Origin of the sequence: Pseudomonas sp. KBN10P06128 (genome assembly GCF_037574945.1) — a bacterium.
Taxonomy (GTDB): Bacteria; Pseudomonadota; Gammaproteobacteria; order Pseudomonadales; family Pseudomonadaceae; genus Pseudomonas; species Pseudomonas aeruginosa.
This window is the reverse complement of record NZ_JBBELR010000001.1, coordinates 71,275-92,859: the sequence shown is the minus strand read 5'-3', so window position 1 is coordinate 92,859 and position 21,585 is coordinate 71,275. Positions and strand designations below refer to the sequence as shown.

Here is a 21,585-nt window from a genome sequence, read left to right as displayed (position 1 = left end):
GACCAGGACCCGGGTGAGGCAGGGCGGCCTGGCGATCACGGCGGAGCGAGGGGAGGGGACGCCTCCGCGTTGGACTGAGGCGTCTCTGCGAGGTCGGAGACAAGGCGGTGGCTGGCTGAGCCAATCGCCCTTTGCCGCGTGAAGGGCGCCCGGAACTAGCGGCACTCACCCCGCGCGGTCGCATCGACCACCCTGCCCGAGGCGTCGGCAAAGAACTCGTAGATGCAGGTGTAATAGCCGCTCTGGTTGGCCGTGCCGGTCTTCTGGTTCAGGACCGAGCTGTTGGGCGTATTGCCATGGCCCTGCTCGTAGTAGGTGTAGTCGTAGTCGTGGCTATAGTTCTCGTACTCCTTCCACACGTACTTCTGCCTGGCGGCATCCCCCGTCACACGTTCCGGCTCGCCGAAGCGCTTGATCACGTCCTGGATCGGCAAGCCGATCCAGGACTGCGCATCGCTACGCGCGCGACTGCCATAGGCCTCCATGACGCACCCCGACACGCTGATCGCAAGGGCCGCCAGGGCGGTGAGTCTCAGAGCCAGTACCGGCATATGTGCTTCTCCTTCCATGGCGGTCTGCCTACGCGGCATCCCGCTCCCTTTGCGCGGGTCGGTGTGCTGCGAATGGTAGGGGGCCGGGGCCCGCCCGTTCAACGGGAGACGGCGGTTTCCGGTGTACTAGTACATTGGGGCGCTGTGGGACGGGGCAGTAGAAAGGAGGGCCGGCAAGCCGCCAGGAGCAGATGGATATGGGTGGCCATTCGGCAAAATGCATGGAGCTTGTTATCGAAGGCATCCTCGAGGTCTTGAGGATCGGAGAGGTAGCGTTGGTAGTCCTCGTCCTCGGCGAATACCACTTGCCGATTGTGTCCCCGCTGGACCACGTGAAGCGGATAATTCGGTAAAACCACTCGCCCTTGCCTAGGCATCGCGGAGCCTCCTTACGGCGGCTGCGCTGGAGCCTCCTTGCTTAGAAAACTAGAGTAGGGAAAATAAATCTGTCCCCTTTGTTCTCTTGCCTAGGCATCGCGGAGCCTCCTTACGGCGTCTGCGCTGGAGCCTCCCTGCTTAGAAAATTAGAGTAGGGAAAATAAATCTGTCCCCTTTATGGTCCCACACCCAGTTGCAGGTGTAGTGGTCTACTGATCCCGGACACCGATTTAGGCGAGAATCCTCGCCGTGAGAGAGGTGTCTGATGAGCAAGCAACGACGTACGTTTTCCGCCGAGTTCAAACGAGAGGCCGCGGCCCTGGTGTTGGACCAAGGCTACAGCCATATCGACGCCTGCCGTTCGCTGGGGGTGGTGGATTCGGCCTTGCGCCGTTGGGTGAAGCAGCTCGAGGCGGAGCGCCAGGGTGTGACCCCGAAGAGCAAGGCGTTGACGCCTGAGCAGCAAAAGATCCAGGAGCTGGAAGCCCGGATCAACCGATTGGAGCGGGAGAAAGCGATATTAAAAAAGGCTACCGCTCTCTTGATGTCGGACGAACTCGATCGTACGCGCTGATAGACCAGTTGAGTGAGCAGGAGTCGGTGGAAGTGGTCTGTTCAGCTTTCGATGTGGCGCGGTCTTGCTACTACGTCCACCGTCTTCGACGGCGGCGTGTCGATGCTCGCCGCGTGGCGCTACGCAGCCAAGTCAACCAGTTGTTCAGCCAGAGTCGGGGCTCGGCCGGCAGCCGCAGCATTCTGGGCATGCTGCGCGAAGAGGGCGTGACCATCGGCCGTTTCCGAGTGCGTCGGTTGATGCGTGAGCTGGGCCTGGTCAGCAAGCAACCGGGCTCGCACGCCTACAAACAGGCCACGGTTGAGCGGCCGGATATCCCGAATCGGCTGAACCGCGAATTCGCGACCGAGCATCCCAATCAGGTGTGGTGTGGCGACATCACCTACGTCTGGGCGCAAGGCCGTTGGCACTACCTGGCCGCGGTGCTGGATCTGCATACCCGGCGGGTGATCGGCTGGGCGTTCTCGGCCAAGCCGGATGCCGAACTGGTGATCAAGGCCCTGGACATGGCCTACGAACAGCGCGGCAAGCCACAGCAGGTGCTGTTCCATTCAGACCAGGGCAGCCAGTACGCCAGCCGCCTGTTTCGGCAACGGCTCTGGCGCTATCGGATGCAGCAGAGCATGAGTCGCCGAGGGAATTGCTGGGATAACTCGCCGATGGAGCGCCTGTTCCGCAGTCTGAAGTCGGAGTGGGTCCCGTCAACGGGTTACCTGACGGCGCAGGAGGCCCAACGGGACATCAGTCATTACTTGATGCACCGCTACAACTGGATCAGGCCGCATCAATTCAACGACGGGTTACCACCTGCGGTGGCCGAAGAAAAACTCAACCCACTGTCCGGGATGGGTTGACCACTACAAGGTGCAGTTGGTCCTTGTGGGGCGAGTCGGAAACAGGCAACACATGCGTTGCCCCGGCGAGCGACCCGCCAGGGATAACAGGGCCGGGGGTTCAGGACTCTGCGGATGTGGCGACAGGGAGGTCTTGCACGGTGCTCTTCTTCTAAATCGAAAATGTAAATTGTTAAAGAGCAAGGAATTACTGAACGGGGAAACCTACCTTTTAGTTTTAGAGTGCCAAGAATAAACCCACCCACTTATGGTAGCAACAAATTATTCTCCGGGAAAGAATAAATAACAATAATCTCTTAAATTATTACTCCAATATTCCCTCAGTTTAACCAGAAAAGATTTATCATATATTTTAAAATAAATATACTCTATAGCGTGCAGATCACTATAAAAAACCAAAAACTCCAGCCCGTCAACGGAAAATTTCTCTACTCCAGAATAGCACTCTACAAGCTCAAGGTTAAATTTCGAAATAAATTCAGACTTAACATTTAAAGATAGAGGGGCGGGAGATTTAAACTCCCACCCATCCTCTGAAAAACTAACATCTGTCCCGATAGGTAATGCAAAAGCCACCGAATATCTAGCCACAAGTATTCACTCCCATATGCTTACAGGTATTTTATCTAATCCGGCCTTCTTTGCTGCCTCCGTTCGATGATGTCCATCTTGAATTTCAAGGCGCCCGGTTTTTGGATTACGCCAAACGTCTACTGGTTTTTCTTGATCAAATCCGTTCTCCTTAATGCTTTTCACAATCCTTTTAATCTGCGAGCCTGACATTTCGGCCTTAGTCTGAGTAGGAATTAGATTCCTTGGGTCTTCCTGTAAAAGTTTTGACTTAAGCTCCTGTTTAGTGCTTTCAGAAAACTTCTTCTCCAGAGCTTCCAACGCCTCTTTAGACAGCTTACCACCTGCCTTCTCAATAGCTGCTGCCTTCCCCCCAGGCGTTGGATAAAGTACGTCGACGGCTATCGCAGCATATTCTTCCCAGGACTCCGGCTCGAACAACGTTTCTCTCAGGCTCGCAGGAGAAAATTCACTATTCAGAAACTGAACCACTTTCGGGTTCAAATCCGAAACGCTTTTGGCTTCGCCACTGGCTATTTTTTGCAGCTCAGCAAGCACTATCTCCGGCTCAAGATCAGCATACTTGCCTTGTTCATGAAGCGCACTCATTCCTCTTTTCAGTCGACTCAGAGCGTCCCGGTGAACCTGCTGATTGTAGGCCGTTGCGTTCTTGGCAATCTCTGCCCCTTTCGCAACATCTCCATCAACTACAGTAGCAGCAAGAAGACCTGTTAGCTGTGAGGCCATAAGCTCTAGCTTTTCTTCGCCACCGGCCATGTTAGACAGCACATTGACAAGCGCTTCGTTAGCCCCTGCTGCCATAGCTCCAGTTTTGAAGTCTCCACCTGTTGCTTGGGCGAGCAATCCTCCCATCAAGGCATGCGCCATAATTTTTTGCGGAGAGCCAGAATCAAACTTTCCATCAGCCCAATCACCGATGAGATTGAACCCAGCAGCCATAGCCAAGTTTGTTGCTTGACCGGCCATTGCATCACCTAAGTTGTCTGCAAAACTTCCACCAAACGCGGCAGTTTGAATACCCGCTTGAGAGAGACCTTGAATGATAGAATAGGTGGCGAACCCACCTAGACCACTCATAGTGCTCAGGTCAAATCCTTTAGTGACTTTATTGACGTTGTCGGTGCTTACACCAAACATCTCATCCAGTTGCGGACTGACCAAATAAGCTGTCGCACCCGCAACGGCATATCCCTTCAAAGCATTGGAGCTCGTCGCAAACTTCAGCCCCTTTCCGAAGTCACCGCCATTGTTTATGGTCCCAGTCGCAAGATTGCTGGCCATTGCGCCATAAACGGGCCCCAGGTAAGCAGCCGCAACGATGGCAATGGCCAGTGACGGCGCAGCCCCCAACCCCGAGTTGCTGTACTTCCAGCTATCGTGCACCTCCTGCACCATGCGCCAGTCCACATCCCCGCGCTGCTCGGCCTCCTTCAGCCACGCCAGTTGCGGATCCGCCTGCACCATCGCGTCGATGGTCTGGCTCACGGTCTTCTGGTCGATATGCTTGAGGTCGATCTTCAGCCCTTCCACGGCCTTGATCGCCAGATTCCCCTGGGCGACGATCTGGCTCTGGCGCACGGTTTCGTCGGTCTGGCCCTTGCCCTTCGACGACTGCCACGCCAGGTCGCCCTTGCTCTTCTCGTGGCTCTCCTGGTGCAGGTCCTTCACCGCCTCGAAGGTCACCGCGCCGCCGCTGACGATGGCCAGGTCGTTCCCTGATTCCAGCTTCGCGCCCTGGTAGGTCTGGTCGCCGCCGCTGAGCAGGGTGAGGTCGCCGCCGCTGCTGATCTGGCTGCCCACCGCCTTGACGTCGGTGACTTCGTCGCGCCGGGTTTCCTTGCGGCCGAAGTCGCCTTTCTTCTTCTTGTCGTACAGGTAGTAGTTGCTGTCGTTGGCGGCCAGCAGTTCCAGCTTGTCGCCGGCCACCAGGTAGGCCTCGTCGCCGGCGCTGGCCTGGCTCGCGATCAGGCGCAGGTCCTGTCCGGCATTGATCGCCAGATCGCCGCCGGCGTCCACGCGGGTGCCTTGCTGGGCGACCTTGTCTTCCTGGTAGGTGACCTTCCTGGTCTTGCTGTAGGCATGCTCCTCGTTCGCCGCCGCCGCCAGGGTCACGTCACGCCCGGCGGAGAGGGCGATGTCGCGGCGCGCTTCGAGGGCGCTGGCCACTGCGCTGAGGTCGCGCCCGGCGCTGACGTTCAGGTCCCGCCCGGCACTGACTTCGGCGCCGAGCTGGGTCACGCTCTGTAGCCGCGACGTGTTCCAGCGGGTCTGGCCCTGGCGGTCCTCGACGGCGGCGACGGTGACGTCGCGTCCGGCGTCGAGGCTGAGGTCGCCGCGGCTCTGCAGCACCCCGCCGAGGTTGGCGATGTCGCGTCCGGCCTGGACGTTCAGGCTGTTCGCCGCCTCCACCCGCGCGGCGCTGTCGGCGAAGCTGCGCTCCCAGGTGCGGCCGTCGAGCGCGCTGTCGTAGCGGGTCACGCTGCGTTCGTTGATCACGTCGCCGGTCAGCGCGGTGAGGCTCACGTCGCGCCCGGCGATGACCCCGCCCTGGCGGTTGCGGATCGAGTCGCCGGCGAGCAGGTCGAGGCGCTTGCCGGCCTCGATCAGGCCGCTGTTGTCGAGGTTGTCGGCTGTCGCCGAGAGGTCGTTCCGCGCGCGCAGGGTGCCGACGTTATGCAGGTCGCCGCCGCTCACCAGCTTCACGTCGCGGCCCTGGATCAGCGCACCGTTGGGTGCCAGCCGACCCTCCGCCTGGGCCAGGTAGACCACCGGCGCGAGGACCTTCTCGCCGTTCACCTCGACCTCTTCCAGCCACACGATGTCGTGGGTCAGCGCCGCCATCTGCTCCGCGCTCAGGCCCACACCCAGTTGCAGGTGCAGTTGGTCCTTGTGGGGCGAGTCGGAAACAGGCAACGCATGCGTTGCCCCGGCGAGCGACCCGCCAGGGATAACGGGGCCGGGGGTTCAGGACTCTGCGGATGTGGCGACAGTGAGGTCTTGCACGGTGCTCTTCTTCTAAATCGAAAATGTAAATTGTTAAAGAGCAAGGAATTAATGAACGGGGAAAACCTACCTGCCTTTTAGCTTTAGAGTAGCAAAAATAAATCTGTCTCCTTCATCTCATTACAGAGACTCAATCGGCTTGAATAAATCTCTTCCAACCTAATAAGGCTCTCTCAAAATCATCAAGCGCAATAGCGGCGGAGCAATCCTCATCATACAAGGAATATATTCTTGCCATTCCATTTCTCAACTCAACACCCCAGCTATCACGACTCCAGTCAGGACATTCAATAGCACCACGCCTTATCTGATTGACCCTAGACAATCCTTCATCTAACCAAGCTATGGAGCTTTCATATTTCTGCCCCCCATGATCGACAAATAAACATGCTAATAGGTCTATGCCATCATCACTTAAAACATCAGATTGGCAGCTAGGCTCTTTATTCTCACCTTCCCCAGTCCAAAAGTATCTAATCTTCATTTAACCCTTTCACCTATAATTTCGGATAAACCGTAGTCTTTGAAAAAAAGGACAAAAAAAGGGGACGACAAAAAAAGGGGACAGATTTATTTTTACCACTCTAATTTCAGCGACTGCCCCCACGCTGAAACACTCAAAGCGGATAACTCGCTAAACCATGCGCCCTTACCTAGGCATCGCGGAGCCTCCTTACGGCGTCTGCGCTGGAGCCTCCCTGCTTAGAAAATTAGAGTAGGGGAAATAAACCCATTCCCTTTATTCCCTTTATTCCCTTTATTCCCTTTATTCCCTTTATTATTTCATTTACGTTGAAACATTAAACCCACACATCAGAAGACACTTTCCTCTCTAGCAAAAATTTTTTGAAACAATTACATATCAACCCAAAATTTTCTGTCACTGCCGCCATAGGATATGCCTCGCCTAAAATATAAGTAAATCCATTACCTTCACCAGCCCCTCTTAACGTGAAAACCTCATGCTCACCATCTTCAGCATGCTGGCTAAGCATAACTATAAATCGTCCATTCTCTGCATGAAGCGCCACTTCATAAGCGCCAATCTCAGGTTCCGGCTTAACTCTTAGAACCAACACCCCCGAACTGTGGCGAAGTTTAGAAAGCGCTTCCAGAACTTCTTCTTCGTCAGGATCAGACATCACCGGAAATTGAGTTCTTTTAGCCCCAGGAGCAATCAAATACCCACCAAGAACAATCATATTTTTTTCTCTCTAATTGACTTCATTCCTACCTCCCAGTAATACGTCTTCGGCAAACCTGTAATATCATCCTTGGCTTGAATAGTTAAAGATTTCAAACCAGACTTGCTAGCTGCCGCAGCAATATCACCTCTGCAGTATCCACAAACATCCTTACCTACTACGTTCATGGTCATATCGGAGCCTACCGTTTTACCTTCATTAAATGCCTTCTGAATAACGCCAATCTCTGCATGAGCATCCGCCATATTCCCATTCGGATGAGGCGTCCCCTTAGCCGCTATCTTTGCGTCCACTCGATCGGCAATCAAGGTCGGTTGGTTGGGATTCGCCTGGGCTGCTGGTCTAGCCGTCTGGTTAACATCCGTAAATACTGAGTTACCGATTCGCCCCTCAGCAGTTACAACAGGAGTCGCTCCCTTTGCACCCCACAACCCAAATCTACCCAACCCCGCAACAATCCCAAGGCCGGCAGCTTCCGCAACCATGGCCTCGCCCCAGGCCTTGATGAACTCATTCGCTGGCTGTACGCCATCGAAGCCCTGTCCCTGGGCCAGATCACGTTGCGCCTGGGTGATCTCCTCGGCTGTCGCGCCGTTCTTGCGCATGTACTCGGTCAAGGAACTCGCTGCTTGACCGTAGCTGATCAAGCCCGGCGGAGTTCCGCCGCCAAGGAAGTTGTTTTCCGTTGCATTCTTCCCGCCTGCGGCCCCGGCAATGGCTCCTCCGCTGCTCCCATCGACAACGGAGCCTGCCAATCCGCCGGCCAGGCTGGCCAGCGCGGTGATGGTCTGCTTCTGCGCTTCGTTCAGCGTCGCGCTATCACGGGTTCCGTACAGTCGCTCGCTGATCACCTGCGCCGCCAGTTCGCTCCCCGCCGCTCCTGCGCCCCCCGCAGCAGCCGAATTGCCCTGGGCCTGCGCAACCACCGCGCCAAGAACCGCGTGGGCCATGATCCGCGCCGTGTCATTGTCGCCTGCCACCTGCTTGATCACGCCCGCCACATAGGGCGAGGAAGCTCCCGCCAACGCCGAGCCAATGTCGCCGCCGGCCAGCCCTTGCAAGGCTGCGGTCACCGCCTGGGCGGCCTTCTGGTAGTCGCCTCCGGTGCCGTACTTGCCCATGATGTCCTGGTAGGCATTCGTGCCCAGAAGCGCTTTGCGGTAGTCCTCGACTTGCCGCTCGCTGGCGCCGGCGTCCGGCGCGGAGATACCCCGCGCTTCCAGTTCGGCCCGCGCCGCCTTGTCGGCGTCGAGTTGGCCCTGCGTCCGCAGGATATCCATGGCCTGGGTGCCGATCTCGCCGATCAGTTGGACCTGCTGCAGACGCTTCTGCTCTTTCTCCTTGTCGAAGATCGGACTGACGCTATCGTTGGCGCGGCTCGGGTCACGGCTGAGCGTCGCCACATCCTGTTGCTGGCGCGCCGGATCGCGAACCTCCAGGGTGCCTTCGGATATCGCCGAACCCGTGGTACCGCTGGCACTATCGCCGTGGTTGTAGGCAATGAGCATGCCGCTAGGCATGTTGCTGACGAACGCACCGGCGCCATCGTTGGCGCTGCTGACACTGACACTCTGAAGTTGGCTCTTGTACTCGGCCTTGTTACGGATCTCGCTCCAGCCCAGGGAGCCTGTGCTCAGGCGATTCTTCTCGGCTTCGGCGGTGCTGGCGATCACGCTGCCATCCAGCTGCGTGTGCTTGCCCACCTCCACCTGGAAGCCGCCCTTGCCGGCGAACAGCCCGGTCTGCTCCTGCACGCTGTCGTACTTCGAATGCAGCTTGCTCTGGCTGAGACTCAAGTTGGCGCCGCCACCCTGGCCAACGATAGCCAAACTCGCCCCACCACCGACGTTCTTCTGCTTGGAATCGTAGTAATCGCGATCCTGCAGGCTTTGCAGGGTAAGGTCACGACCCACTTTCGCCAGGATGCTTTCACCATTGACCTGCGCCCCTTTCAGCGTGGTGTCGCGCCCGCTGACCAAGCTGGCCTTCTGGCCCGCGTCCAGGGTGGTTTCGGTCCAGGTGGTGCCGTTGCCGATTTCCTTGCCGGCGCCCTTGTTGGCGTTGGCGAAAATGCTGATGCCAGCCTCGCCCGAACCAACGCCGACGCTTACCCCGACAGCGCCGCCGCTGCTCTTGTTCTTGCCATCGAGCTTCTGCGTATTGGCCGCGGCTTCCAGCACGACGTCGCGGTTGGCGATCAGTTGGAGGTCCTTGCCAGCCTGCAGCTTGCTGCCTTGCACGCGCAAGTCGCCGTCTTCGCCGACAGCCCCGGAACCCGTGGCGATAATGTTCAGGTTGCCACCGGCGGTGAGCGTGCTTCCCTGGCTGATCTGCTGCTCCTGGCGCTGCCGAGAGCTGGACTTCTGCGAGCCCAGCGAAGCGCTGATGCCGACGAACTGCGCGCTGTTCTCGCCCGTCATGCCGCCGTTCTGCTGAGCTGCCTGCCAGGCCTGGACGCCGCTCAAGCCGGCCTTGATCCCCTGCAACGCGGAAAGGCGACTGTCGTCTTCGTTCCTGGCCTGCTTGGCATTCTGGTAGGTGGCGTCGATTGCGCTACCGACCGTTCCCGACAAGGCCAGCGTCAAGCCGCTCTTGCTGGTCTTGCGGGTCTGCTCGCTGACGTTCTGGTTGTCGGCAGCGAGAATGCTCACGTTCTGCCCGACGAGGTTGATGTCCTTGCCGGCCACCACATCCGAAGCCGTGATAGACAGGTTCTTGCCCGCCCGCATGTCGACATCGCCGAGCACACTGCCGATGGTGCTGCCCTGGTTGACGACGGTACGGGTGTCCTGCGTCGAGGCATTCTTCGCCGTGCCGAGCGTGATGCCGATCCCTCCGGAACTCATCAGGCCGGACTTCTTCTTCGACTCGCTGCGATGCGACTCCGACGTCTCCGCCACGCTGTCGATGATGATGTCGTTGCCGGCACGCAGCGCAGTCTTCCCGGTAGAAACCACATTGCTGGCGGCCACCGAGATGTCCCTTCTCGCCTGCACCACGGTGGTATCGCCACTCAACGTGGCGCCCTGAACGCTGGTGTAGGAAGAGGACTGGGCGTTGGCCTTGCTGGTGGATGACAGCCCCAGGCCTCCGGACTTGGATTTCGCGGACGCGCTGGAGTAGCTGTTCGCAGCTGCCGTGAGGTTCACGTCGCGCCCCGCCACGACCGTCAGCTCGCCCTTCATGCTGGAGGCGGAAGAGGCCTCGACGTTGACGTCACGCTTAGCGACCAGTTCCGCCCCTTGTCCCGCCTGGATCGACGACGACACCACGGTACTGGTTTCGCTCTCGCTCATCCGGCTACTGCTGCGCCCGAACGAGCCTTTTTTCTTCTTCGCGTAGTAGGAATAGCTTTCGTCGTGAGCCGCCAGCAGATTGAGGTCGTTGCCGGCGTACAAATAGGCCTCGTTGCTGGCCTTCGCCTGACTGGCAACGAAGGTCACGTCATTGCCGCCTTGCACGCTGAGATCGCCGCCGGCGCTGACCACGGTCGATTGGTGTTCCACCCGATCGTTCTTCGCCGTCACCTTCTTGCCGGTGGCGAAGCTGTGCTCCTCGTTCGCCGCCGCCGCCAGGGTCACGTCGCGCCCGGCGGAGAGGGCGATGTCGCGGCGCGCTTCGAGGGCGCTGGCCACTGCGCTGAGGTCGCGCCCGGCGCTGACGTTCAGGTCCCGCCCGGCGCTGACTTCGGCGCCGAGCTGGGTCACGCTCTGTAGCCGCGACGTGTTCCAGCGGGTCTGGCCCTGGCGATCCTCGATGGCGGCGACGGTGACGTCGCGTCCGGCGTCGAGGCTGAGGTCGCCGCGGCTCTGCAGCACCCCGCCGAGGTTGGCGATGTCGCGTCCGGCCTGGACGTTCAGGCTGTTCGCCGCCTCCACCCGCGCGGCGCTGTCGGCGAAGCTGCGCTCCCAGGTGCGGCCGTCGAGCGCGCTGTCGTAGCGGGTCACGCTGCGTTCGTTGATCACGTCGCCGGTCAGCGCGGTGAGGCTCACGTCGCGCCCGGCGATGACCCCGCCCTGGCGGTTGCGGATCGAGTCGCCGGCGAGCAGGTCGAGGCGCTTGCCGGCCTCGATCAGGCCGCTGTTGTCGAGGTTGTCGGCTGTCGCCGAGAGGTCGTTCCGCGCGCGCAGGGTGCCGACGTTATGCAGGTCGCCGCCGCTCACCAGCTTCACGTCGCGGCCCTGGATCAGCGCACCGCTGGGCGCCAGCCGACCCTCCGCCTGGGCCAGGTAGACCACCGGCGCGAGGACCTTCTCGCCGTTCACCTCGACCTCTTCCAGCCACACGATGTCGTGGGTCAGCGCCGCCATCTGCTCCGCGCTCAAACCTACGCCCAGTTGCAGCTGGAGCTTGTCCTTGTAAGCGATGGCGTTGTCCATCAGGTAGCGGAACAGAGCCTCGTCGCTGCTCAGCCCGTCGATGTAGCGCTGGCCGGTGCGCGCCACCACCGCGTCGCGGATCAGCCGCTGCTCGTAGAGACCGTCACCGAGGCGCTTCTTGCTATCGTCCGGGTTCATGCCCAGGCCGCTGAGCAAGTAGTCCGAGTTGAGGAACTGCTTCAGTTCGGTGAGCGCCGGGTTGGTCTCGATCAGGTACTTGTGGCTGGCGCTCGGCGTGGCGTTGCCGGGCACGCCCTGGACCCGGGCGACGCCCGGCAGGCTACCGCCGAGCGCGCTGCCGCCCTGACCCTGGACGTTGGCCGCGCCAGCCAGGCCATCGACTCGCACGCCCTGGCCCTGCCAGGTACCGGCGACGTTGCCGGCGCCTTGCTGGCCGACCGAGACGCCGCTACCGCCCTGGGTGCGGTCGGCGCCGGCACCGAGCGCGGCGCTGCCATTGCCGTCCTCGGCGAAGCGCGAGCTGAGACGGAACAGGCCGTTGTCGCCCTGGGGCAGGCTGAAGCCGGGCAGGGTAACCGGGTTGACCTGGCGCCGCGCCAGGTCGGGCGGCAGTTGCGAGGTCAGCGGCACGACCACCGAAACCCCGCTGCCGCCCACCGCGCTGTCGCCCACCTGGCGGCCGCTGCCGACGAAGGTGTAGCCGGGGCGGGTGACGCCGTTGTCGATGCGCGTGCTGGCATTGACCGTGACGTCGCCGGCGGCCTGGATCACCGCTGCGTAGGACTGGTCGCCACTGCTGATCGGGGTCGGCCCCTTGCTCGGGAATTCGTACTCGAAGGACCAGTCGCTGAGGATCGCGTTGAGCGCGGCGGGGATCTCGCCCGCGCGCGCCGGGTCGAAATTGGCGCTCTGGTACCAGTAGAGGTTGGTGAAGTTGCGCGACTTCTGGTCGATGCCGCCGATATCGCCGCCGCGAGCGGTACGCAGCACGCGGATGGTTTCCAGCTCGCCGGTTTCCAGGCCCTGGTTGTCGAGGACTTCGAGGTTGGCGGTGAGGTTGCCGCCGCTGCCGATCAGGCTGGAAAGGTTGTTCAGGGTGCCGCCGTCGATGGCGAAGTCGCCTCCGGCCAGCAGTTGCCCCATGGCGCTGCTGGCGGTGACCTCGGTCTTGTCGCGCTGGGTGATGGTCCAGATGGCGTTGCGCTTGCCGCTGCAGTCGCCCGCGTTGACGCCTTCGATGCAGGCGGTCTGCTCCATCTTCGCGGTGTACAGGCCCGACTTGCTTTCCAGCACGGCGCGACGGTTCTCGATCAGGCTGGCACGCAGGCTGAAGTCCTTGCCGCTCTCGATCACCCCGGAAAGGTTGCGCAGGCTGGCGGCACGGTTGCCGGCATCGTCGCGGGCGATATCCAGCCTGCCGAGGCTGTACACATCCCCGTAGAGGTTGGTGATGTCGCCGGCGCGCAGGGTCATGTCGGCGCCACTGAACAGCAACCCGCGCTCGTTGAGCAGGGCGGGCGCGTTCAATCGCAGGTTGCCGCCGCCGCCCAGGGTGCCGTAGTTGTTCAGGCTCGCGGCGCTGGCCACGAGGTCGCCGGCGGCGGTGATCCGCCCACGGTTGACCAGCAGGTTGCCGGCGCCAAGCGTGACATTGGCGCCGCCGGCGAGGCTGGCGGCATTGCCGAGGTCGAGGCTGGCGGCGTTCAGGGCGAAGTCGCCGAGGCTGGTGGCGCGGCCGTTGCCACGGTAGCCGCCGCTCAGGTCGAGTCGCAAGCTGCCGTCGCTGGCCAGCAGGCCGTCGTTGCTCCAGTCGCCGCCGCGGCCAGTGAAGGACTGCACCGCCAGCAGCTTGCCGTCGGCCGTCTGGCGGAAGGTGCCGATGTCCAGGTTCAGCCGTCCGGCTTGCAGCACGCTGCTGTTGGTCCATTCGCTGGCGCGGATGTCCAGCAGGCCATTGGTGGTCAGTTCGCCGCCGGCGCGGATCACCTGCCCGGAATCCAGGCCGAAGGTGCCGTTGCCGGTGTGGAGGATGCGCCCACCGGCGTTGGCCAGGCTGCCCAGTTGCAGGTCGAGGTCCTGGTTGGCGCTTTCCAGCACGCCGTAGGCGTTGTTCAGGCCGCCAGCGACCAGCCGCGTGCTGCCGCTGCGGCCAAGGGCGCGCAGGCTGCCGCCGCTGTTGTCGATCGCGGCGGCGCGCAGCTGCAGCTCGCTCTCGCTTTCCAACTGGCCGAAGCGGTTGGCCAGCGCGCCGGCCAGGCTGAAGTCGATGCGCCCGGCGCCGACCTTGCCGCCCTGGCCCGCCGCCGCGCCCTGGTTGAGGAAGCGCTGGCCGTCGAGACTGAGCAGGCCGCTGGCGTAGAGGCCGCCGCCCTGGTTGTCGAAGTCGGCGGTGACGATGCGGTTGTCGCCGCCCAGCGCCGAGAGATGGCCCTGCTGGTTGCGTACGCCTTGCCCGGCGCGAATCTCCAGCGACTGCGCCTGGGTAACGCCGGCGCTGTTGTCGAACAACCCGGTGACCAGCTTCAGCCAACCCTTGGCGCTGTTGAGCACGCCGCCGGCGCCGTTGTCGAGGCTGCCGCTCTGCAGGTCGAGGTTGCCGGCCCGGCTGTCCAGGCGGCCGCCCTGGTTGTCCAGCGCGCCGCCGATACGCAGCCGGTTGTCGCCCTGGGCCTGGAGCGTGCCCTGGCGGTTGTCCAGGCTGCCGGCCTGCACCTCGAGGGCGCCGGCCTGGCTGAAGATCAGGCCGTCCTGCTGGTTGCGCAGGGCGCCGCCGCCCAGGCGCAGGCTCATGTCGGCCTGGCCGGCGAGGGTGCCGGAGGCGCTGTTGTCGAGGCTGCCGGCGCTGATCTCCAGCAGCCCCTGGCTGACCAGCTTGCCGCCGCGGTTGTCGACGCTGGCGCTGCGCAGCAGCAGGTCGCCGCCGCTGGCCAGGCGCGCCGCGCCGGTGTTGACCAGGGCGCCGCCGAGGATGGCGTCGAGCCGGCCCTGGCTGATCAACTGGCCGTCGCTGTTATCCAGGCTGGCGCCCTTGAGCAGCAGGCTGCCGCCGTTGATCCGGCCGCCGGCGTTGTTCAGCAGCGTATCGTCGCGCTCGAAGCTCAGCGCGCGCTGCGCCGAGACCAGGCCGCCCTGGCCGTTGTCCAGCTTCCCGGCGATGCTCAGGGTCACGTCGCTTTCGCCGGAGACGATGCCCTGGGCGTTATCCAGGCTGGCGGCGTCGATCCGTTGCGCGCCCTTGCTGACCAGCGCGCCCTGGCCGTGGTTGTCCAACGCGCCGCCGAGGCTGATGGCCAGCTCGCCGTCCTTGCTCGAAAGGGTGCCGCCGGCGCTGTTGTCCAGGCTCCCGCCTGTCACCGTCAGGCCCTGCCATCCGGAGAGCAGGCCGGCGCCGGCGTTGCCCAGCGCGTCGGCGTCCAGGCGCAGTTTCCCGGCGCTGATGATGCGCCCCTGCTGGCCGTTGTCGATGCGCCTGGCCAGCAGCTCGAAGCCCTGCTGGCTGGAAATCTCGCCGCCCTGGCGGTTGTCGAGGACGTTCAGCCTCTCGATGCTCAGCGGGCCGCGGGCACTGATCAGGCCGCCCTGGTTGTCCAGGTCGCCGCCCCGCAGGTCGAGACTGACGCCGCGCTCGCCGATCAGCCGGCCCTGGCGTTGCACCAGGCGCTCGACCGTCAGGCGCAGGTCGCCCCGGGCGGAGATTTCGCCGCCGTCGGCGGAATCGACGCGCCCTGCCGTCAGTTCCAGTTCGCCGTCGCTGGTGAGCAGGCCGCCACGGTTGTCCAGGTTGGCGGCGCTCAGGCGCAGCGACTGCTTGCCACTGAGAGCGCCGCCACGGTTGTCGAGGTCGGCGCTGCTGACGTCCAGCACGCCCTGGCTGATCAACTGGCCACCCTCGGCGTTGTCCAGCGCGCCAGTGACGACGCTCAGGCCGGCGTTGCCGGAGAGCAGGCCCTTGCCGCTGTTGTCCAGCGAGGCGCTGGCGAGCGTCAGGCGGGCGCCGGAGACGGTGCCTTCGGCGTGGTTGTCCAGCGCGCCATCGACGCGCAGGTCGATGCCGGCGCGGCTGGCCAGGGTGCCCTTGGCGCTGTTGTCCAGGCGAGCGGCCGCGATGTCCAGGCCGGCGGCGCCGGAGATCACCCCGCCCAGGCTGTTGTCCAGGGCCTGGGCGATGCGCAGGGTCAGGCTGTCGGCGCCGATCAGACGCCCGCCACGGTTGTCCAGGCTGGCGGCGGCGAGGGTGAAGGCGCGGTCGCTGGAGATTTCCCCGCCGGCGCCGTTGTCCACCGCGCCGAGCTGGCGCAGCAGCAGCGCGCCGGGCGTGGCGATCAGGCCGCCGTCGCGGTTGACCAGCGTGCCGCCATTGAGGTCGAGGGTGACGCCGGTTTCGCTGACCAGGACACCGCCTCCGCGCTGGTCGAGGCCTTTCAGGTTGGCGTCGAGCAAACCCTTGGCGCTGACCCGGCCCTGCTGGCCGTTGTCCAGTCGGGCGGCCACCAGGGTGATGCCGGCGTTGCTGCCGATGCCGCCGTTGCGGCTGTTGTCCAGCACGCCGGTGCGGATATCCACCGCGCCCTTGGCGCTGATCACGCCGGAACGGCTGTTGTCGAGGCTGGCGCCCTTCAGCGTCACGCCGGCATCGCTGAGCAGCCTGCCGCCCTGGTTGTCCAGCGCGGCCTGGCTGGTCAGCGCCAGCGCACCGGCGCTGGAGAAGGTTCCGCCACGGTTGTCCAGGCGCGCGGCGCGCGCCGTCAGGCTGCCTTCGCTGACCAGCGCGCCGCCCTGGTTGTCCAGCACGCCGCCGAGGCTCACGCTCAGGCTGTTCTGGCTGTCGAGCCGACCGCCGTCGCCGTTGAACAGTTCGCCGCCGTCCAGGCTCAGGCCGTCGCGCCCGGCCAGCACCCCCTTGGCCTGGTTCAGCAGGCGCTGCACGGTGAGGCGCAGGCCGCTGTCGCCGATGACCTTGCCGCCGCGGTTGTCCAGTTGCTCGCGGGCGTTCACGGCGACCTTCGAGGTGCTGGAAATCTCGCCGGCGCGGTTGTCGACCTGCCGCGCCTCGATAGCGATGCCGCCATTCGCGGCGATCAGCCCGGACTGGCTGTTGTCGAGCGTGTCGGCCGCGACCTTCAGGGTCTTTTCGCTGACCAGTTCGCCACCTTGCTGGGCCAGGCTGCCAAGCGTCGCCTGCAGGTCGCCCTTGGCGGCGATACGCCCTCCGGCGTTGCCGACGGCGTTCGCTGCGAGGTCCAGGCGGCCATCGCTGAGCAGCTTGCCACCCTGGTCGTTGCGCAGGCTGGCGACCTCCACGCGCACGCCAGCCTTGCCGCTGGCGCTGCCGCCGTCGCGGTTGTCGAAGGCGCCTCCCGTGGCGCTCAGGCCGGCGTCGGCCACCAGCACGCCGCCACGGTTGTCCAGGCTGGCGCCGTGGACGTTCAACTCGCTGCGGCTCGACAGCAGGCCGCCGGCGCGGTTGTCCAGTTGCCCCACCGTCACGCGCTGCGCGCCCTGGCTGAGCAGGTTGCCTTCATCGCGGTTGTCCAGCAGGCCGCCGAGGCTGACCTCCAGGCCGCCCCGGCTGCTCAGCGTGCCCTTGCCGCTGTTGTCCAGGCTGCGCGCCCGCAGGTCGAGGCGGTTGGCTGCGGAGAACAAGCCGAGGCGGTTGTCGATGGCACCGCTGGCGACCACCAGCAGGTCGTCGCCGATCAGCTTGCCGCCGCGATTGTCGAGGCTACCGACGCGGGCCTCGACGCGCTTGCCGGAGACTTCGCCGTCCCCCCGGTTGACCAGCGCCTGGGCGCTGACGCGGGTGGACTGCTGGCTGCCGAGCAGGCCTTGCTGGCCGTTGTCGAGCGTCGCCGCGCCGACCTCCAGGTCGTTCAGGCCGATCACCTGGCCGCCACGGTTGTCGAGATCGCCACGGGTCTTGACCACGGCGCGGTCCCGGCTCTGCAACAGGCCGTCCTGGCGGTTGTCCAGGCTGCTCGCCTCGACCCGCAGTTCGCCCTCGGCGAGCAGCTTGCCGCCACGGTTGTCCAGGTGCCCGCCGTCGACCCGGACGGTCGCCCCCTTCAGGCTGCCGCCCTGGTTGTCCAGCGCCTGGCTCGCCTTCGCTTCCAGCGCGCGGCTGGCCACCAGGCTGCCGGCGTTGCGCAGGGTGCCGCTGCGCAGCTCGAGGTCGCCGCGCGCGTTGCGCCGCTCGTCTGGCTCGACGCCGGCTTCGATCACCCCGGCGTTGTCGATATGCGCCGCCTCCAGCGCGATGCGTTCGCGCGCCGCCAGGCTCTGCCGGTTGACCAGTTCCTCCGCGCTGCGGATCTCGGCGCTGCCACCGGCGTAGGTCTTGCCGTTCAGCTCCACGGCCTGGGCCGCGATCTTCAGGTCGCCCTGGCTGGAGGCCTGGGCCAGGCTCAGCTTGCCGCTGGCGTCGATGCGGATGTCGCCGCCGCTGGCGGCCATGTCGCCGGCCAGCTTCACCCCCACGCCCTGCTCGGTGCCGACCAGGCGGATCGCCCCGGCGTACATCCCGCCCAGCGCCGAGCTGTCGATCGCCAGCTGTGGCTTCTCGCTGCCATCGGCGGCGCGCGGCGTGGCCTGCAGGCTGTCGGCCTGGACGTCGTTGCGGCCGGTGACGATGTTGAGGTTCTTCGCGTAGAGCTTGGCGTTGAGCTTGGCGCTGCGGGTGATCAGGTCGAACTGTTCGAGGTTGCCGACGTTCAGTTCGGCGCCTTCGACGACGATGTCGCCGCCATCCACCTGGAAGCGCTCCAGGCGCTGGCCGTCCATGATCGGCTTGCCGGTGGTGAGGGTCGCGCGCGGCGTGTTGATGAAGCCGCAGCCCTGGCAGGTGATGCCGTGCGGGTTGGCGACGATCACCCGCGCCGACTGCCCGGCCACCTCGGTGTAGCCGGCCAGGGTGCTGCGGTTGCCGCCAGTGACCTGGTTGAGGATCACCTGCGCCGCCTGGCCCTTGAGGTTGGGGTTGCCGAGGATGATCCCGCCGAGCTGGGTACCCTGGGTCTTGCCGGTGGCGTTGTTGAGGATCAGCCCGTTGGCGCCGACGTTGTAGTCGCGGAAATGGTTGTTCGACAGCCCGGCGCCGTTGGGCGTGGCGATATTGACGATGGGCACGCCGTTGCCCGCCTGGCCCAGGCCGGTGTTGCCGCCGGCGGCCTTGTCCAGCGCCAGCCCCGCCGCCGCGGCAACGATCGGGTTGAGGAACAGGATGCCGGCCAGGGACAGGGCGATGCACTGGTTCAGCGGGCTGCGGATGTCCATATCGTTACTCCTTGGCGGGTAGGGGCCCGGCGAGGTTAAGCAAGGTTTTCCAAGGAAAGGGCCTCGATGCAGGTAGGCGCTTTCCTAAAGCGTTCAGGAGGTCGCCGCGTCTTCAGAAGAACGCGTCGACCCGGAAATAGATCGGGTGCTCGCGCCGCTCGATGGCGCTGGGCCGCTCCAGCGAGCGGGCGAAGCCGACGCTGGCGGCGAAATAGCGGCCGCGGGCATCCAGTTCGATGGCGTTGCCGCTCATGCGCCCGCTGGCGCCGTCGTTGTAGCGGTCGTGGCGGATCACGCCGACGTCGTAGGCGAAGGCCACGCCGTATTCCTGCAGCCAGGGCCGCAGCGGCGCCCATTCCACCGCACGCCGCCAGCGCAACTGGTTGCGCCAGTAGCCGCCGCTGTCGCCGGTCAGGGTCTGGTCCTTGAAGCCGCGCACCGAGCTGTTGCCGCCGAGGCTGATGCGCTGCGGGCTGAACAGCACGTCCTCGCTCCTTTGCCCGGTGGCCAGGCTGTCGAAGCTGAAGCGCTCGCCCCATAGCTGGAACGGCTGCAGGTAGCTGAGGGTCAGGCTGTACTTGTCGTAGCGCGCATTCGGATCGCCCGCCTGCGGGTGGCCGCGACCCTGCGCGCCAAGGGCGCCGATGCCCTGCTGCCAGCCGAGGTCGAGGTTGACGAAACCGCTGCCGATCCGCCGGCCATGGTTGAAGCCGAGCTGGGTCTCGGTGATCCGCGTGCTCTGGTCTTCCAGGCGGGTGTCTTCGACATAGTTGTTGGTGCGCTGGTGGCTGAGCCCCAGGCTCATGGCGGTCTTGCTCACACCGTCGCGGTGCAGCACGCGTTCGGCGCGGAACTGGTGGCTGCGGCTGTCGCCATCGAGCTTGAAGGGGAAGCCGCTGGCCTCGTTGCGCGTGCGGTAGTCGCTCTGGCTGTAGCCGTAGGTGAAAGTCCACCAGCCCCAGGGCAGGCTGTAGAACAGGCTCTGGCTGTCGGAATGGCGCCAGCGGTCGGTCACCGCGTCGCGGTTGGCGCGCAGGTTGAGCTGGTCGGCCAGGCCCAGCGGGCTGTCCCAGTCCAGGCCCAGGCCCATCTGCTGCTCGCCGGTGCTGACGTCGCCGTCGTTGTTGCGCGTGGCGGAGACCCGCCAGGGCTTGTCGCGCTCGCCCTTGAGACGCACCCGACTGCCGCCGACCTCGCTGCCGGGCACCAGCTCCAGTTGCGCCTGGCGCGACGGCAGGCGGCTCAACTGGTCGACCAGTTGCTCCAGTTCGCGCAGGTCGAGCAGCTCGCCGGTCCTGCCCGGAAAGCTCATCGCCAGTTCGCGCGGGCTGGCCAGCGCGGAGCTGTCCAGGCCCTCCAGGCGGCCTTCGACGACGATGATACGCAGGGTCCCGGAGGCCAGGTCCTGCTGTGGCAGGTAGGCGCGGGTGGTAACGTAGCCGCGATCCAGGTAATGGTCGGTGACGGCCTTGAGCAGCGCATTGAGCTGGCCGACGCCCAGGCAGCGCCCCTGGTAGGGCGCCAGCAACTGGCGACGCGCGCTTTCGTCGAGGTGCCCGGCGCCTTCCAGCTCGATGCGGCGGATCTCGAAGCAGCGCTCGTCGTCGCCGGAGGCATCCGCAGCGGCGGGCGCTCCCTTGCCGGGCAGTTGCTGGAGTTCCTCCAGGCGCTTGCGCTGTTCGTCCAGCAGGCGCTGCTGGCGGTCGCGGATCAGGTCGCGGTCGCCGGGGGAGGTGAAGGGGGCGGCGCTGGCCATGAGCGGCAGGCACAGGAAGATAAAGGCCAGGCGATGGAGAGCCACGATTTCATTCCTTGAAATACAGAAAGGCGCGATGTTGGCCCAGCGGCTACAGCGGGTAAGCAGGAATATTCCGAAATCCGTCTTCCATGAGTCGGACAATCCGGAATTAAGGCACAAGGCCATCTGGGCGTGCCGAAAAACCTAACACAGACTTTTGGATTAATCCGTTAGATGGCACGCTTTCTCGACGAACTGCAACAAGACCCATCGTTGGCAGGGTACTCATCGCGGCAAAAAAGAAAGGGCCGGCTCCCATGGGAAAGCCGGCCCCGGATACTGCTCGTCGCAGGCGCTGCATCAGCCGCGCTGGTAGACGATTTCCTTGGTGCCGCCGTCGCAGGTGCCGACTACCTTCTTGTCGGTGACGCTGCCCTTGTCGACGATTTCCAGGGTGTAGGCCGGAACGCCGTTGGCCTTGATCTTCGCATCGATCTCGGCTTTCAGTTCCTCACAGGGCTTGGCGGCGAATGCGCTGCCCGCCACGGCAAACAGGCCGACTGCCAACATCAACTTCTTCATGAACACATTCCCTCGTTGCATGGATGAAGACCCGAACGGGTCAGGCTTGCCAAATGCGGCAAGGTTGAGACGAGCGCGCCGCCCATGGAGGCACGCCGCCCTCATAGCCTGTGCATGATCCGGCGAAGCGGAAAGACACGGCGGCCTTTCCAGGGCGCAGGCGATCGTGGACAGGTTTCCAGGGCGCCATCAGCTATTGGCGATACGGAACCCTACTTTCAGGGTCACCTGGTAATGGCCGACGGCGCCGTTCTCGATGTGCCCGCGGGTATCCACCACCTCGAACCATTCCAGATGCTGGATGCTCTTCGCCGCTTCGGCGAGGGCGTTGTTGATGGCGTCCTCGATGCTGGTCTTGGACGAGCCGACCAGTTCGATCTTCTTGTAGGTGTGGTGATTGGACATGAACTCTCTCCCCGGACGATGCCTGGTTCTTCGCGCCCGACGGGCGCCTCTGTTCAATGGACACTAGCCGAGCCGGAAAAGTGCAGCAAATCGCC

8 protein-coding genes and 2 pseudogenes are annotated in these 21,585 nt (G+C 63.8%); 1 reads left to right on the top strand and 9 read right to left on the bottom strand.

All coding sequences use genetic code 11. From position 1 onward, the window contains the following. Positions 1 to 155: 155 nt before the first annotated feature. Together VQ065_RS00395 and VQ065_RS00390 are read right to left on the bottom strand one after the other, a co-directional pair. Complete coding sequence (locus VQ065_RS00395) at positions 156 to 551, bottom strand: hypothetical protein (RefSeq protein ID WP_003083536.1); 396 nt, start codon at positions 549 to 551, stop codon at positions 156 to 158. A 179-nt stretch (positions 552 to 730) separates the two neighbouring features. Next, a pseudogene (locus tag VQ065_RS00390) lies at positions 731 to 928 on the bottom strand (transposase); the annotation flags it as partial. Positions 929 to 1,194: 266 nt separating this feature from the next. Here VQ065_RS00390 and VQ065_RS00385 point away from each other — a divergent pair. Beyond that, positions 1,195 to 2,357, top strand: a protein-coding gene (locus tag VQ065_RS00385) for an IS3-like element IS222 family transposase (protein WP_086937300.1) whose coding sequence is annotated in 2 segments (ribosomal slippage) — positions 1,195 to 1,450 and positions 1,450 to 2,357 — 1,164 coding nt in all. Because the reading frame shifts where the segments join, the coding sequence is not laid out codon by codon here. 1,407 nt (positions 2,358 to 3,764) lie between these two features. On the opposite strand, the pseudogene VQ065_RS00375 reads toward VQ065_RS00385, so the two are convergent. The 7 genes and pseudogenes from VQ065_RS00375 to VQ065_RS00345 form a co-directional block, all read right to left on the bottom strand. Next, positions 3,765 to 5,840: pseudogene (locus VQ065_RS00375) on the bottom strand (DUF637 domain-containing protein); the annotation flags it as partial. A 241-nt stretch (positions 5,841 to 6,081) separates the two neighbouring features. Then, positions 6,082 to 6,435 carry a hypothetical protein gene (locus tag VQ065_RS00370; RefSeq protein WP_223193934.1) on the bottom strand — a complete coding sequence of 118 codons (354 nt, stop codon included), beginning with the start codon at positions 6,433 to 6,435 and terminating at the stop codon, positions 6,082 to 6,084. A 316-nt stretch (positions 6,436 to 6,751) separates the two neighbouring features. Next, positions 6,752 to 7,153, bottom strand: a complete 402-nt coding sequence (locus VQ065_RS00365) for a DUF6911 family protein (RefSeq protein WP_123788640.1) — start codon at positions 7,151 to 7,153, stop codon at positions 6,752 to 6,754. Continuing rightward, on the bottom strand, positions 7,150 to 18,765 hold the full coding sequence (locus VQ065_RS00360) for a two-partner secretion domain-containing protein (protein WP_034024234.1): 11,616 nt from the start codon (positions 18,763 to 18,765) through the stop codon (positions 7,150 to 7,152). Before VQ065_RS00360 ends, VQ065_RS00365 begins: the two co-directional genes overlap by 4 nt. Before the next feature lie 112 nt (positions 18,766 to 18,877). Then, complete coding sequence (gene tpsB2 / locus VQ065_RS00355; protein WP_014603455.1) at positions 18,878 to 20,566, bottom strand: two-partner secretion system transporter TpsB2; 1,689 nt, start codon at positions 20,564 to 20,566, stop codon at positions 18,878 to 18,880. A gap of 297 nt (positions 20,567 to 20,863) precedes the next feature. Then, positions 20,864 to 21,091: a DUF1161 domain-containing protein gene (locus tag VQ065_RS00350; RefSeq protein WP_003097347.1), complete on the bottom strand. Its 228-nt coding sequence runs from the start codon at positions 21,089 to 21,091 to the stop codon at positions 20,864 to 20,866. Positions 21,092 to 21,274: 183 nt separating this feature from the next. Further along, complete coding sequence (locus VQ065_RS00345; protein ID WP_003097345.1) at positions 21,275 to 21,490, bottom strand: dodecin; 216 nt, start codon at positions 21,488 to 21,490, stop codon at positions 21,275 to 21,277. Between the last annotated feature and the right edge of the window lie 95 nt (positions 21,491 to 21,585).